The 13,293-nt window shown below is 67.4% G+C and carries 13 protein-coding genes and 1 pseudogene; 8 read left to right on the top strand and 6 right to left on the bottom strand.

The features are described from left to right. Positions 1-11 precede the first annotated feature (11 nt). Positions 12-338, bottom strand: a complete 327-nt coding sequence (locus E3O46_RS06010) for a hypothetical protein (RefSeq protein WP_134448850.1) — start codon at positions 336-338, stop codon at positions 12-14. Between the two features lie 109 nt (positions 339-447). On the opposite strand from E3O46_RS06010, the gene E3O46_RS06005 reads away from it, so the two are divergent. Both E3O46_RS06005 and E3O46_RS05995 read left to right on the top strand, forming a co-directional pair. Continuing rightward, positions 448-1,419, top strand: coding sequence for an aldo/keto reductase (locus tag E3O46_RS06005; protein ID WP_134561302.1), 972 nt, complete (start codon positions 448-450; stop codon positions 1,417-1,419). Between the two features lie 136 nt (positions 1,420-1,555). Next, positions 1,556-2,410, top strand: a complete 855-nt coding sequence (locus E3O46_RS05995; protein WP_134561373.1) for an aldo/keto reductase — start codon at positions 1,556-1,558, stop codon at positions 2,408-2,410. Here the strand turns inward: E3O46_RS05995 and E3O46_RS05990 are convergent. After that, positions 2,359-3,294, bottom strand: coding sequence for a LysR family transcriptional regulator (locus E3O46_RS05990; protein ID WP_134448852.1), 936 nt, complete (start codon positions 3,292-3,294; stop codon positions 2,359-2,361). The two genes, E3O46_RS05995 and E3O46_RS05990, sit on opposite strands and share 52 nt — an antisense overlap. A 141-nt stretch (positions 3,295-3,435) precedes the next feature. Between E3O46_RS05990 and E3O46_RS05985 the strand changes: the two genes are divergently transcribed. Continuing rightward, positions 3,436-3,861, top strand: coding sequence for a VOC family protein (locus E3O46_RS05985; RefSeq protein ID WP_134448853.1), 426 nt, complete (start codon positions 3,436-3,438; stop codon positions 3,859-3,861). 3 nt (positions 3,862-3,864) lie between these two features. Here the strand turns inward: E3O46_RS05985 and E3O46_RS05980 are convergent, their stop codons facing one another. Further along, positions 3,865-4,692 (bottom strand): hypothetical protein, encoded by an 828-nt coding sequence (locus E3O46_RS05980; protein WP_134560002.1) that lies wholly within the window; start codon positions 4,690-4,692, stop codon positions 3,865-3,867. Further along, entirely contained in the window at positions 4,692-5,033 is a 342-nt protein-coding gene (locus E3O46_RS05975; protein ID WP_198413440.1) for an S-adenosylmethionine decarboxylase, read from the bottom strand. The genes E3O46_RS05980 and E3O46_RS05975 overlap by 1 nt, the downstream gene beginning before the upstream one ends. Positions 5,034-5,250: 217 nt before the next feature. Between E3O46_RS05975 and E3O46_RS05970 the strand changes: the two genes are divergently transcribed. The 4 genes from E3O46_RS05970 to E3O46_RS05955 are packed head-to-tail and all read left to right on the top strand — an operon-like array spanning position 5,251 to position 8,257. Continuing rightward, the gene (locus E3O46_RS05970) at positions 5,251-6,108 is read left to right on the top strand and encodes a glycoside hydrolase family 25 domain-containing protein (protein ID WP_134561301.1); all 858 of its coding nucleotides are present in this window, start codon (positions 5,251-5,253) and stop codon (positions 6,106-6,108) included. Positions 6,109-6,156: 48 nt separating this feature from the next. Continuing rightward, the gene (locus E3O46_RS05965) at positions 6,157-6,891 is read left to right on the top strand and encodes a glutamine amidotransferase (RefSeq protein WP_134561300.1); all 735 of its coding nucleotides are present in this window, start codon (positions 6,157-6,159) and stop codon (positions 6,889-6,891) included. A 27-nt stretch (positions 6,892-6,918) separates the two neighbouring features. Next, a complete protein-coding gene (locus E3O46_RS05960; protein WP_134448858.1) occupies positions 6,919-7,728 on the top strand; it encodes a thymidylate synthase in 810 nt (269 codons plus the stop codon). Further along, entirely contained in the window at positions 7,718-8,257 is a 540-nt protein-coding gene (locus E3O46_RS05955; protein ID WP_277612966.1) for a dihydrofolate reductase, read from the top strand. The genes E3O46_RS05960 and E3O46_RS05955 overlap by 11 nt, the downstream gene beginning before the upstream one ends. A 372-nt stretch (positions 8,258-8,629) precedes the next feature. Here the strand turns inward: E3O46_RS05955 and E3O46_RS05950 are convergent. Then, positions 8,630-9,598 (bottom strand): annotated as a pseudogene (locus E3O46_RS05950) (glycosyltransferase family 2 protein); the annotation flags it as partial. A 239-nt stretch (positions 9,599-9,837) separates the two neighbouring features. Here E3O46_RS05950 and E3O46_RS05945 point away from each other — a divergent pair. Further along, positions 9,838-11,553, top strand: coding sequence for an AMP-binding protein (locus E3O46_RS05945; protein ID WP_241987342.1), 1,716 nt, complete (start codon positions 9,838-9,840; stop codon positions 11,551-11,553). Between the two features lie 56 nt (positions 11,554-11,609). Here E3O46_RS05945 and E3O46_RS05940 read toward each other — a convergent pair whose 3' ends face one another. Beyond that, positions 11,610-13,115, bottom strand: a complete 1,506-nt coding sequence (locus E3O46_RS05940) for a maltokinase N-terminal cap-like domain-containing protein (protein ID WP_166791026.1) — start codon at positions 13,113-13,115, stop codon at positions 11,610-11,612. Between the last annotated feature and the right edge of the window lie 178 nt (positions 13,116-13,293).

Genomic DNA, 13,293 nt, shown 5'->3' with positions numbered 1-13,293 from the left:
GCCAGGCTGGTTCAGCCCCTGGCGGCGATCCCGGCGGCGATCTCCGCGGCGATCTCCGTGTCGGAGCGGGCATTGAACACACCCCACATGATGTGCGTCGGGCCGCTGCCGTCGCTTCCGGGGGCCGCGGCCCGCGCGGTCCACCGGTTGGCGATGGCGGCGCGACCGAGGTCCCCGAGGGAGTCGGCGATCCGGGCCTTCCGGAGTTTTCCGGCCACGACACTGCCGTCCTCGGCGAGTCGCCAGCCGCGATCGCTCGCGAGCACGCGTCCGATCTCCTCCTCGGTGAGCCAGCGCGAAAAACTGCGACCGGGCGGGTCGATATCGGTGAGTTTCATGCTCGAAACTGTACCCAGCTTTCCGGGTAAGCGATTGAGAACCCCAACTGGTCAATCACAGCGATGACGGCTGTTGGACAGATCAGTGGTCCTGGAGGAGGCTGAAGTCATGGAATACACACACCTCGGTCGCTCTGGTCTTTCCGTCTCCCGACTGTGCCTCGGCACCATGAACTTCGGGCCGCTCACGCCGGAACCGGAGGCGCACTCCATCATGGACTCGGCGCTCGCCTCGGGAATCAACTACTTCGACACGGCGAACGTCTATGGCGGCGACCTCGGGCCCGGGGCCACCGAGTCCCTCGTCGGCCGGTGGTTCGCGCGCGGCGGCGATCGCCGGGAGCGGACCGTGCTCGCCACCAAGCTCTACGGGACGACCTCGGACTGGCCGAACAACGGCACGCTCTCGGCCCTCAACATCCGCCGGGCCCTCGACGCGAGCCTCCGGCGACTGCAGACGGATTACATCGACATCTACCAGTTCCACCACATCGACAGGGAGACGCCCTGGGACGAGATCTGGCAGGCCATGGAGACGGCCGTCGCCCAGGGAAAGATCCTCTACGCGGGCAGCAGCAACTTCGCCGGCTGGCACATCGCCACGGCCCAGGCGGAAGCGCGACGTCGCAACTTCACCGGCCTGGTGAGTGAGCAGTCGATCTACAACCTCCTCACCCGGGACCTCGAGCTCGAAGTGCTCCCGGCGGCGCGAGCGAACGGGCTCGGTGTGATCGCCTGGTCCCCGCTGCAGGGCGGCCTCCTCGGGGGAGTGCTCGGCAAGGAGCGCGACGGCAGACGGCGCCTCGAAGGGCGCTCTGCCGAGACGCTTGCCGCGCACCGACCGGCCATCCAGGCCTTCGAGGACTTCGCCGCAGACCTGGGGCACGAGCCGGGAGACGTGGCCCTGGCCTGGCTCCTGCACCAGCCGGGAGTGACGGCGCCGATCATCGGGCCGCGCACCCAGGCCCAGCTCGACGACGGTCTCCGGGCGCTCGACGTCACCCTCGATGCCGCAGCTCTGGCCCGTCTCGATGAGATCTTCCCCGGGCACAAGCCGGCCCCTGAGGACTATGCCTGGTGACCAACCCCGCAACAGATCCCGCAACAGATCCCGCAACAGATCCCGCAACAGATCCCGCAACGAATCCCGCAACGAACACTGCAGAACCGCCAGCCCCGTCAACCGCTCAACGAAGGAAGCCATGCCGACCCGAATGATGCAAACCCGAATGATCGCCGACCGAACCGTGAGCGCGATCGGACTCGGCGGAATGCCGATGTCGATTGAAGGACGACCGGATGCGGCCAGGTCCGTCGCGACGATCCACGCGGCCCTCGACGAGGGCGTGACCCTGTTCGACACCGCGGACGCGTACCACCTGCACGCCGACGAGGTCGGCCACAACGAAACCCTCATCGCAGGAGCGATCGCGTCGTGGGGCGGGGACACCAGCGACGTGCTCGTCGCGACGAAGGGCGGGCACCTGCGCCCCGGTGACGGCACCTGGTATGTCGACGGCCGCCCTGAATGCCTCAAGAAGGCCGCGGAGGCCTCACTCGCGCGGCTCGGCGGCGACGCGATCGGCCTCTATCAGTTCCACCGGCCGGACCCGGCGGTGCCGTACGCCGATTCCATCGGGGCGCTCGTCGAGCTCCTCGACGCCGGCACGATCCGCCTCGCCGGCATCTCCAATGCGAACGTCGATCAGATCCGGCTCGCCCGCGAACTGCTCGGCGGGCGCCTCGCGAGCGTGCAGAACCAGTTCTCTCCTGCGTTCCGCAGCAGCGAACCAGAGCTCGAGCTCTGCACCGAACTCGGAATCGCCTTCATCCCCTGGAGCCCGCTCGGTGGGATCTCCTCTGCGTCCCGGCTCGGCGAACGCTTCGCGCCGTTCCAGCAGGTAGCAGCAGACCGCGGGGTCAGCCCGCAGGTCGTCTGCCTGGCCTGGCACCTCGCGAAGTCCCCTGTGGTCATCCCGATCCCCGGCGCCTCGCGGCCGGAGAGCATCCGGGATTCGGTTCACGCTGCCGGCATCACGCTCACGCCTGAGGAACTGGCGCTGCTGGGCTGATCCCCGCGAGCTGGGCTGATCCCCGCGAGCTGGGTGAGGAACGCCGTGGCGGCCGGGCTGGGCTCGTCCGCCACGGCGACCGCGGCCGTCCACGGCGGCATCGGATCCTCGATCTGAATGGCTCGCAGGAGGTCAGGGCGCTTCGCTGCGAAACTCTCCGGCACGATCGCGACACCGAGGTTGTAACCGACGAGGTCGAGCATCGGATGCACGTCGTTGACCTCGAGCGCGGCCCGGTAATCGAACCCGGCAGCGGCGAAACCGCGGCGGGCGAGGACGTGTGCGCCCCAGCCTGCGGGGAACCCGACGAGTGACTCGGCATGCAGGGATGCGAGGTCGACGGAGCCCCTGGCCGCGAACGCGTGATCGGGATGGCAGAGCACGATGAGCCGCTGCGTGCTGAGCGGACTGAGTCGGACGCCGGGAGTCTGGTCGCCGACCGAGACGACAAGGGCGACGTCCGTGCGGCCGTTCGCGACGCCCTCGATGAGCTCGAGCGATCCGGCGTGCCTGAGACGTACGTCGACCCCTGGATGCGTCATGCGGAAGCGGGCGAGCTCTCCCGGAAGGTCCACCGAGCCCAGGCACGGCTCGGCGCCGACGGTCAGGCTCCCCAGCATGAGGCCGCGCACGGCCGCAACGGCGTTCTGGGCCGCGGTGGCGCTCGCGAGCGTGCGCAACGCCTCGACCAGGAAGGCCTGTCCGGCGACCGAGAGTTCGACGCTGCGGGTGCTGCGGATGAAGAGTGACGTCCCGAGCTCGCTTTCGAGCGCCCGAACGGATGCCGACAGACCGGATTGTGAGATCTGCAGGATCTCGGCGGCCCGGGTGAAGTGGCGTTCCTCGGCGACGATCGCGAAATGTTCGAGCTGGCGGAGTTCCATTCAGCAAGGCTAGTGCCTCACGCGGGACCATTCACAGGTGCGAGGACTGGATCCACCGCCTCGTCTTTTGCCGTTCCGGGGTCGATAATGTCTCGGGAGCGCGGGCCCGACGGCGGGCACGCCCCGGTCTGGAGGTCTCAGATGACAACGCTCAACCCCTATCTCTCGTTCCGTGATTCGGCCAGGGCGGCCATGGACCTGTACGAGTCGGTCTTCGGCGGCACGGTCACGCGCAGTACCTTCGCGGAGCTCCACGCCAGTGAGGATCCTGCGGAGGGCGACAAGATCATGCACTCCGCTTTGACGACGGACGGCGGGATGGTCCTGATGGCGGCGGACACACCGAACAGCATGGATCTGACACCGGGCACCACTATGTCGGTCTCGCTGAGCGGCGACGACGAGGCGGAACTGAGCGGCTACTTCGAAAAACTGTCTGCCGGCGGGACCGTACTCCAGCCGCTTGCGAAGGCGCCGTGGGGAGACAGCTTCGGGATGCTCGTGGACCCGTTCGGCGTGAGCTGGCTGGTCAACATCTCCGGATCGGGCAGCACAGCGCCCGAGTGACGTTCAGGCGCCGGGCTGGACGTCGAGGCTGATCGAGTCGTCTTCCGTGCCGTCGACAAGGCGCTGCAGGGCGTTGCGGACGAGGAGGCCGCGCATGGTGTCGCGGTGCGCCCGCGCCTTCGGCAGGAAGTGCGGCACGTACCCGTAGACGGCGTGGCTCTTCTTCGAGCCGAGGTACGGACCAGGGGGAGTGTCGGCGAGCGGTACGAACGGGATGCCCAGAAAGTCCCGCATCTTGCGCAGCGGGCGGTCGTCGACGATGGACACAATGTGCTTGATCCGGTGCACGAGCGCGGAGAGGTACATGGCGCGGTAGAGCTGCACGCTCACCGCTGCTTCGCCGCGACGGTAGTCGGGGAGGACGGCGACGGTGCCGATGTCCCAGATCTCGGTCGGATCGGTGATCGCGTGAAAGCGGAACGCCTCATCGAGTTCCAGATTGAACGGTTCCTGGGCGGCATCGTTGAGGCTCTTGAGTCCATGCGGGGAATCCTCGATGATCCGCAGCACCCCGCTCGGCGTGCCGGTGTCCCTGTCGATGGAGATGAAGAATGTGCTCGTGCCCTCGTACGCGCCGTACTCGTCCGTCATCTGCGCGGCATCGTTGCCGAACGTCGCCTCGAAGACAACACGTTCCACGTGCCGGCCGACGTTCGAAAACGGGCTCCGGCCGTCGACCTCGATCGCGACCAGCCGGTAGTGCTCCGGGAGGTCACGCGTGCGCGCGGCGAGCAGCCGCACGGTGAGGTCCTCGAGCTCGGCATCGCTCAGGTCGTATCGGGGGCTGAACACCTCGGCGCCGATCACGGTATCGGTGTCGCGGGTCGGCACTAAAACTCCTTGTATTCGGCGCTGGCACTGCCGAAGAAACGCGTGGTGTATTCGACGGCCACGAGGGGGTCGAACGGCTTGCAGGTGTAGATGTCGACACTGTAGAAGAGCACCGGTTGTTCCCACGCGTAGAAATGCGCCCCCGACGTTTCCCAGTGAGTCCACCCGGCCCAGCCGTACAGATCGCTGCGATGCGTGACCGGTTCGATCAGGCCTTTCATGTCGAGCACCGGGGCAAGCCCTGACAAGTAGTCCGTGATCTGCACTGCGCTGATCGGTTCGGCGGGGTAGGCCTCGATGACAAGACGCTGCCGGTAAATGGTTGGTGCAAGGTCGCGCATGAAAGCCATTCCCCCAGTGATGTGATCAAGAGCTTGGGGAAAGGAATCCCCGGCGGCAGCCGTTTCATCAGGGCGACATTGGAACCTGAGACTGAGCGGTGCTGCCTCACTGTACGCCCCCCAGACATCCATCGGGGTCCGAGGGCACGTGCGACAGTCTGGACGAGTCCCCGGTGGGTCCCTTTTCTTCACCGCGATGCCGGTGCACACTGAGCGAATGCGCAGGCTTTCCGTCACGAGACACCCCGGAAAGGGGCCGGTTGCGCCGCCCATTTTCGGGGCCGCGCTGCTGGTGATCCTTGCGGTGGGCCTTCCCCTCGCGGCCATCCAGGTGGCAGGTGCGATCCGACCGGACCCGGCGACATCCGTCCCGTCCGGCATCCCAGCGGTTTCCCCGACCGAGGCCCCCACTCCGGTGCCGACCGTATCGGCCCAATCGTCGCGGGCCCAACCGTCACCGGCGATCAGGGCGCTGGATTCGGACAATCCGATTTCCGATCCTGCCTGGTTCGTGCAGGCATACGAAGCAGGGTTCCGGCTCTACATCCTCAGCTCCACCGAGTTCGGCACGTGCACGCCTCTCGCCCGCACCCAGGCGCAGCTCGCGATGGCCATCGACGCCGGTCTCGCGATCGCCGCGTACACCAGGGATCCGCGCTGCTGGCGGGAGGGGATCGCGGCGACGGGCTCCTTCCGCATCCGGCTTCAGTTCTTCGCCCTCGACATCGAAACGGGCGGCCCGCCGCTCACCCGCGCCATGATCACGGGCGTCCAATCCACCGGAGTGCGCCCCGTCGTCTACACCGGCGCGCGGATGTGGGACGACATCATGGGCGCGGGAACGACGGAGTTCTCGGACGTCGCCCTCTGGGATGCCGTGCCCGTCCAGCCGGGCGCGACCGCCGTGGCCGGCCTCCCTGACGACCCGGTCGATCTCCTCTCGCCTGCGCCGATTCCGTTCGGTGGCTGGAACGCGTCCGGGAATCTCCGAGTCGGTGTTCAGCAGCATTTTGAACGGGTCTTCAACGGCGTCAACATCGATGTGAACACCTTCGCGAGGTCATTCCTGTACTGATCGGGAAGCGCGCACCGGAATGGGCGCCGCACCGCGTATCATGGCGGCGTGAAGCCCTACCTGCTCTTGGCCAGCCGTCCGGAGGACGAAGCCGCCGACGACGAGTACGAGGGTTTCCTGAGCGCCGGCGGCCTCACCCCGGAGGACCTGCACCGGGTCAGGCTCGAGGCGGCGCCGCTGCCGCCGATCCGGCTGGACGACTACTCCGGCATCATCGTCGGTGGCAGCCCCTTCAACGCCAGCGACCCCGAGGCGACGAAGTCCGCCGTCCAGCTCCGGGTCGAACGGGAACTCCAGTCGCTCCTCGACCTCGTCGTAGCCCGTGATTTTCCCTTTCTCGGAGCCTGTTACGGTATCGGGCTGCTGACGACACACGGCGGGGGTGTCGTCGACGGAACGTGGCCGGAGGACGCCGGCCCGACGAGAGTGCGGCTGACGCAGGAGGGAGCCGCCGACCCGCTGTTCGGTATCCTCGAGCCCGACTTCGAGGCCTTCGTCGGACACAAGGAGGCGTGCACGGTCCTCCCGCCCGGCGCCGTACTCCTCGCCACCGGAGAGGATTGCCCGGTCCAGGCCTTCCGGGTCGGACGGAACGTCTACGCGACCCAGTTCCACCCGGAGCTCACCAATGCGAGCATCCTCACCCGCCTCCGGATCTACCGCGACAACGGATATGTCAAGCCGGATGCCTGGAGCGGAGTCATCGCGAGCATCGCGGCGGCAACCGTGACGCAACCGGCGAACCTGATGCGTGCCTTCGTGCGGCGCTTCGGCACCGAATAAGCTGCGCCACCAAATAAACTGCTACGAATGCCAACCTCACTCGCGACCCCGTATGAAGACCTGCTTCGCCACACCCTGGCGACGGGCACCGCCAAAGCCGACCGGACCGGGACCGGAACCACGAGCATCTTCGGCGCCCAGCTCCGCTTCGACCTTCGTGAGGGCTTCCCGCTCATCACGACGAAGCGCGTGCACTTCAAGTCGATCGCTTACGAACTCCTGTGGTTCCTGCGCGGCGAGAGCAACGTCGGATGGCTCCGGGAACACGGCGTCAGCATCTGGGACGAGTGGGCATCGGAAACCGGAGAACTCGGTCCCGTCTACGGAGTGCAGTGGCGCTCCTGGCCCACCCCCGACGGTGGTCACATCGATCAGATCGCCCAGGTGATCGAGACCCTGAAGACAGACCCCGATTCGCGTCGAATGATCGTGTCGGCCTGGAACGTCGCGGACATCCCGTCGATGGCCCTCGCACCGTGCCACGCGCTCTTCCAGTTCTACGTCGCCGACGGCCGCCTGTCCTGCCAGCTCTACCAGCGCAGCGCCGACCTCTTCCTCGGCGTCCCCTTCAACATCGCGAGTTATGCGCTGCTGACCCACCTCGTCGCCGCCCAGGCCGGCCTCGAGGTCGGCGACTTCATCTGGACCGGCGGGGACTGCCACATCTACGACAACCATCGTGACCAGGTCACGGAGCAGCTGACCCGTGCACCGTATCCGCTCCCGACGCTTCGCATCACGGGCGAACGCGCGAGCATCTTCGACTACGGGTACGAGGACCTCGAGGTCGTCGGCTACCAGCACCACCCCGCGATCAAGGCACCCGTTGCCGTCTGATCCCGCCGGTCACACTCCCGTGGTCGCACTGGTCTGGGCGCAGGCGCACGACGGGATCATCGGCAGCGCCGGTTCGATACCCTGGCACCTTCCCGAAGACCTCGCGCATTTCAAGGCCGTGACGGATGCCGCGACGGTCGTGATGGGTCGTCGCACGTGGGATTCCCTCCCCGAACGATTCCGGCCGCTCCCCGGGCGACGGAACATCGTCGTCACCAGGGACGCCGACTGGGCCGCTGCCGGAGCCGAACGCGCCGGGTCCGTGGACGATGCCCTCGCTGCGGACGACTCGGCCACAGATCCGGCCACGACGATCTGGGTGATCGGCGGAGGCGAGGTCTACCGCGAGGCCCTGGCTCGCGCCTCACGACTCGAGGTCACCGAGCTGGACCTCGCCGTGCCCGGCGACACGAGGGCCCCCGCTGTTGACGGGGAGTGGACGCGTGCCCACGCCTCGGAATGGATGGTCTCGAGGACCGGCATCCGCTTTCGCTTTGTCGGGTACGAGCGGCCGGTTCCGCGGAACTGACGTCTTTTCGGGCACGGACATCTCTTCACGAGCTGACGTCTCCGGCGGCACCGGCTTCTCCTGCAGCGCGGGTGCCACGGGCGCCACGGTGACTCGGCGTTCTGGACTCGTCCAGCGTCCGCTCGACGGCGTCAGGAATGCCTGGGGAAGGGTCGCCAGGCAGATCGCCGCGTCGACCACACGTACGAGTGGGAAGGCGAACCCGAGCAGCAGATAACTCGGCCGGCGGGTGACGGCGACGACGAGCACGGTCAACAGGTAATCGGGCACGAGCACGCCGAGCAGGATCAGGGTCGGCGGAATCGCGTCCGTCAGCCGCGTGGCGATGCCGGACGGGTCCGTCGACGTCGCCTCCCAGATGACCGCGACGACCGATACGACGAGCAGCGGCAGGAACAGCAGCATCATCACACTGCTCGTCACGAGCTCGAACACGTGGAGCGCCAGCGCACCCCAGAACCAGCCGAGCCGGAATCCGTGGCGGCGCAGCGTCTGCCAGAACCCCAGGGTCCAACGCCGGAGCTGCCGGGTGTAATCGTGCAGGTTGTCCGGATCCTGGGTCGAGGCCCTCGCGATCGAGGGGTGGAATGCGATCCGGCCGAGCTTGCGCGCGTGCACTTCGAACGTCATGTTGAAGTCCTCGATCGCGAGCCCGGGAGGATCGATGTCGATGCTTCCGAGGACCCGGCTGCGATACATGCTCGCGAAACCGGGAACGATCGAGATCACGTTCGCGAGCCTGGCGGCCTGACCGTACTTGAGCAGGTACTGCACCATGACGTAGAAACGTTCCCGGTATGCGACCAGGAATCGGCCCATCATCGTCGCGGGGGGAGGATCAGCGATCGTCGACGCACACGCTGCAACCGCGACGACCCCCGGATCCTGGAAGCAGGGCAGGCCGGTCAGCAGGTAGTCGGGGGCCAGCACCGTGTCCGCATCGAGGAGCACCACGACCGGGAACCGGCGTGCCAGTTCGAAATGGTCGATTGCCGCGACGAGCGCGCCGGCCTTTCCATGATTCGACTCGAGTTCGAGCACGTTCGCTCCGCTCGCTCTCGCGAGGTCCGCGGTCCGGTCTGCTGAGGCGTCCGAAACGACGAAGACGTGTCCAACGGGCACCTGGCCGGTTGCGGAACCGATCGTCGCGGCGATCACTTGTTCTTCGTCGTGGGCGGCGACCAGCACTGCGACCTCGTCCGCGGAGATCAGCGGGTCCTGCGATCGATCGGGCGACCGGCGGCGGCTGCTCTCGACCACGGCACGGATGAGACCGACCGTGGTCCAGAGCAAGGTGTTGATTCCCACAACAAGAATGAAAATGACGAAGAACGTAACCATCTGTGCCCCCGGGGTGAAATCGAACGTCCCACACTGGAACCGGAGACGCCACGTCGAGACTGTCGGTGTTGACGTGCACGAAGCTACCCGAGGCCGGAGGGGACCGCTGGCCCTGTCACCCGGATGGGGCGACCCATGTGGTTAACCACATCCGGGTGTGGGTTGCCCCCGGAACGCGCCGCGACGTGCTTTCCGGATGCATGCAGTTACAGGCATTTATGAGTGAGGATGATGGAGAAGTGACTTTTCCGACGAGTACCTCCAATTTTCGTGCCGCCCGCGATCAGCTGCTGCGCCTCTGGGACGGCCACGCCCGTGCCGCCGCGGAATTCCGCTGGCCGGAAGTCGGTGCGTCATTCAACTGGGCCGTCGACTGGTTCGACGTGATCGCGGCCGGCAACGACAACATCGCCCTGTGGATCGTCGAGGAGGACGGCCGTGAGCTGAAGGTCACTTTCGCGGAGATGTCCGCACGCTCCAACCAGGTCGCGGCGTGGCTCACCCAGCAGGGCGTCGGCAAGGGCGATCACGTGATGCTCATGCTCGGCAACCAGGTCGAACTCTGGGAGCTCATGCTCGGCATCATGAAGATCGGCGCCGTGATCCTCCCGACATCGACCGTGCTCGCAGCCGGCGACCTCGCCGACCGCGTGCAGCGCGGCGAGGTGGACTGCGTCATCGCGAATGCGGGTGACGCCGCCAAGTTCGCGGAGATCGACGGCGATTTCCGGCGCATCTGCGTCGGCGGCACGGTTCCCGGCTGGGCTCACTACGCCGACGCCGCCCTGCTTTCCACGGCGCCCGTTCCCGTTGCCGTCGGTTCGGACGACCCGTCGCTCATCTACTTCACCTCGGGGACCACGAGCAAGCCCAAGATGGTCGTGCACACCCAGACCTCGTACCCCGTGGGCCATCTCTCCACGATGTACTGGCTCGGGCTTCGTCCCGGCGACGTGCACCTCGCCATCAGCTCACCGGGCTGGGGCAAGCACGCCTGGAGCAGCTTCTTCTCGCCCTGGATCGCCGAGGCCACCGTCTTCGTCTACAACTACGGCCGGTTCGACCCGCAGGCGCTCACGGCCCAGCTGCACCGCGCCAAGGTCACGACGTTCTGTGCGCCGCCGACGGTATGGCGGATGCTGATCCAGTCCGATGTGGGGGAGAAGCCGGTCGGCCTCCGCGAGATCCTCTCGGCGGGTGAACCGCTCAACCCCGAGGTGATCAGCCAGATCCAGCGTGCCTGGGGGCTCACGATCCGCGATGGGTACGGCCAGACCGAGACGACGGCCATCGTCGGCAACGTGCCGGGGTCCGTCCTCAAGGCCGGGTCCATGGGCCTGCCCCTGCCCGGTGTCGCGATCACCCTCGTCGATCCGATCACGGGAGGCGTCGCAGACGAGGGCGAGATCTGCCTCGACCTCGCCGAGCCCGCCGTCAACCTCATGGCCCGGTACCACGGCGACCCGGTCAGGACCCAGGCCGCGCTCCGGGATGGCTACTTCCACACGGGCGACGTCGCCACCCGGGACGACAACGGCTACATCACCTTCATCGGCCGCACGGATGACATCTTCAAGTCCTCCGATTACAAGGTCTCCCCGTTCGAGGTCGAAAGCGTGCTGCTCGAACACCCCGCCGTCGCCGAGGCCGCGGTCGTCCCCGCCCCCGACGACACCCGACTCAACATCGCCAAAGCGTACATCCACCTCGCGGCCGGCTGGGCACCCGACAGCGCGACCGCTCTCGCCGTGCTGCGCCACGCCCGCAACGGGTTGCCGCCGTACATGCGGGTGCGGCGTATCGAGTTCTTCGAACTGCCCAAGACGAGCTCAGGCAAGATCCGCAGGGTCGAGCTGCGGGCGCGCGAGAACGATGCCGCAGAGCAGCAGCTCCGGCTTCCGGAGGAATGGCGCGACGACCAGTTCCCCGAGCTCAAGCGTTCGTCGAAGAGCTGATCCGCGCCCCCGCGAAAGCGGGTGAAACGTCGTTCTGAGCTCGGCATACCGACGACTCACCCGCTTTCGCGAACGGCGGCGGGGACGGGAACGGGAACGGGGACGGGGGCGAGCAGGGCGTCGATCGCTGCGAGGGGGATCGGCAGCCAGTCGGGCCGATTGAGTTTTTCGTAGACGACCTCGTAGAGAGCCTTGTCGAGTTCGAAGGCGCCGAGCAGCGGGCGTTGCTCTCCGAGGCTCCTGCCGGAACGTTCGCTGTACCCGGCAAGGAACGCCCGACGGCAGGCCTGTGCCCACCCGGTGACGACACCGGTCCGCTCCGGAGCTTCCCGCGCCACGGTTCCGGCCGCGTAGGAGAACGACCTCAGCATCCCGGCGACATCCCGCCAGGGCACGTCGACACGGGTCCGGTCCTCGAGAGGAGTGAGCGGTTCGCCCTCGAAATCGACGAGCACCCAGCCCCTGCCCGGAACGAGCAGCACCTGGCCGAGGTGCAGGTCCCCGTGGATGCGCTGCAGCCTCGGCCAGGACACCTCGGCCGCTGCGGCGAACACCGCCTCGATCGCCGGGGCGTACCGGTCGAGTGCAGGCACCTCCGCGATCGCGCGCCGGGCGCGGGCGCGCAGGCCGTCGAGGACCGTGCCGACGACCTCAGCGGTCGGCTCCGCCGTCGGCATCGCGTCAGCGAGGTCGGCGTGGACTGCCGCGGTCGCGACGCCGAGGCTCCGCGCCCGCGCAGTGAAGTCCTCGTTTCTCCGTGCCGCACTGAGTACCACCCGCCAGGCGTCTTCGACGCCGGGCAGGAACTCCTGGGCGAAAGCGAGGTGGCCGCGCGCGGTGCCGCCAGGCGCGCGGGGGTCCGCCCAGTCCCCGACGATGCAACCGACGGGAAGGGGAACGAAGTGCGAGCCGGCGCGGGCGAGTGCGGACTGCACGGTGACGTCGGGGTTGTCGCCGTGGTGGAGCGCCCGGAAGACCTTGCAGATCACGGGAGTGAGTGCGCGACCGTCAGGACCCGCGAGTTCGTAGATGATCGAGGTGTTGGACTGCTCTCCCCGGAGCACGTGACTCGACACGACGGTCGGCTCGACACCCTCCGGCGCGACTCCGTCGCCGGGTACACCTCCGGGTACACCGCCGGCGAGGCCGTTGGGAAAGGTCTCGCCTTCCGCGACCGAGCATCCGTCTGCACCAGGGCCTGACGTGCCGCGACGCAGGATCAACAGGAGCAGCGCCCGCGCATAGGCCGGATCCGCCGGAGCGTCATAGACGAACTTTCGCCGCCCGTCCGCTCCGGTAAGGGTCGTGATGAGGGCCGCCTCGCCGCCAGGGAGAGCCACCTCCCGCTCGGTCACGGGAAGCTGGTAGACCGTCCGGCGAGGGTCGCCGGCGTCGACGACGCAGTCGGTGCGGATCAGCACCCCCGGCTCGCCGGAGGGCAGCGACCAGCCGCCCACGCGCGCCAGCGCCACCGGGCGGCCCGTGTCCGCGAACCAGCGCTGGCGGGCGGCCCAGGAGCTCACATCTTCGGGCACTGCGGATCCGAGGCCATTCCCAGTCATGCCGCCAGCGTACGCCAGCGGCAGAGTGTGGCCCGCAGACATCCTGATCAGCTTGGAAACACCAGTGCCCAGCCGATGTTCATGGGGCAGAACTGTCATTTGACGGCGTATTCACAGGAAAGTGATAGCGTCCGGAAAGCCCTGATCCATAACTTCGATCCCGGTGGGCCCCACGGAG

The sequence above is a fragment of the Cryobacterium glucosi genome (genome assembly GCF_004402235.1).
GTDB lineage: Bacteria > Actinomycetota > Actinomycetes > Actinomycetales > Microbacteriaceae > Cryobacterium > Cryobacterium glucosi.
The sequence above is the reverse complement of the archived record's forward strand: the minus strand, read 5'-3'. Positions and strand labels throughout refer to the sequence as shown.

Coding starts and splice junctions, on each gene's coding strand:
- E3O46_RS06010 (WP_134448850.1), bottom strand. CDS start 338: ATGAAACTCACCGATATCGACCCGCCCGGTCGCAGTTTTTCGCGCTGG.
- E3O46_RS05990 (WP_134448852.1), bottom strand. CDS start 3,294: ATGGAACTCCGCCAGCTCGAACATTTCGCGATCGTCGCCGAGGAACGC.
- E3O46_RS05985 (WP_134448853.1), top strand. CDS start 3,436: ATGACAACGCTCAACCCCTATCTCTCGTTCCGTGATTCGGCCAGGGCG.
- E3O46_RS05995 (WP_134561373.1), top strand. CDS start 1,556: ATGCAAACCCGAATGATCGCCGACCGAACCGTGAGCGCGATCGGACTC.
- E3O46_RS05940 (WP_166791026.1), bottom strand. CDS start 13,115: ATGACTGGGAATGGCCTCGGATCCGCAGTGCCCGAAGATGTGAGCTCC.
- E3O46_RS05970 (WP_134561301.1), top strand. CDS start 5,251: ATGCGCAGGCTTTCCGTCACGAGACACCCCGGAAAGGGGCCGGTTGCG.
- E3O46_RS05960 (WP_134448858.1), top strand. CDS start 6,919: ATGCCAACCTCACTCGCGACCCCGTATGAAGACCTGCTTCGCCACACC.
- E3O46_RS05975 (WP_198413440.1), bottom strand. CDS start 5,033: ATGCGCGACCTTGCACCAACCATTTACCGGCAGCGTCTTGTCATCGAG.
- E3O46_RS06005 (WP_134561302.1), top strand. CDS start 448: ATGGAATACACACACCTCGGTCGCTCTGGTCTTTCCGTCTCCCGACTG.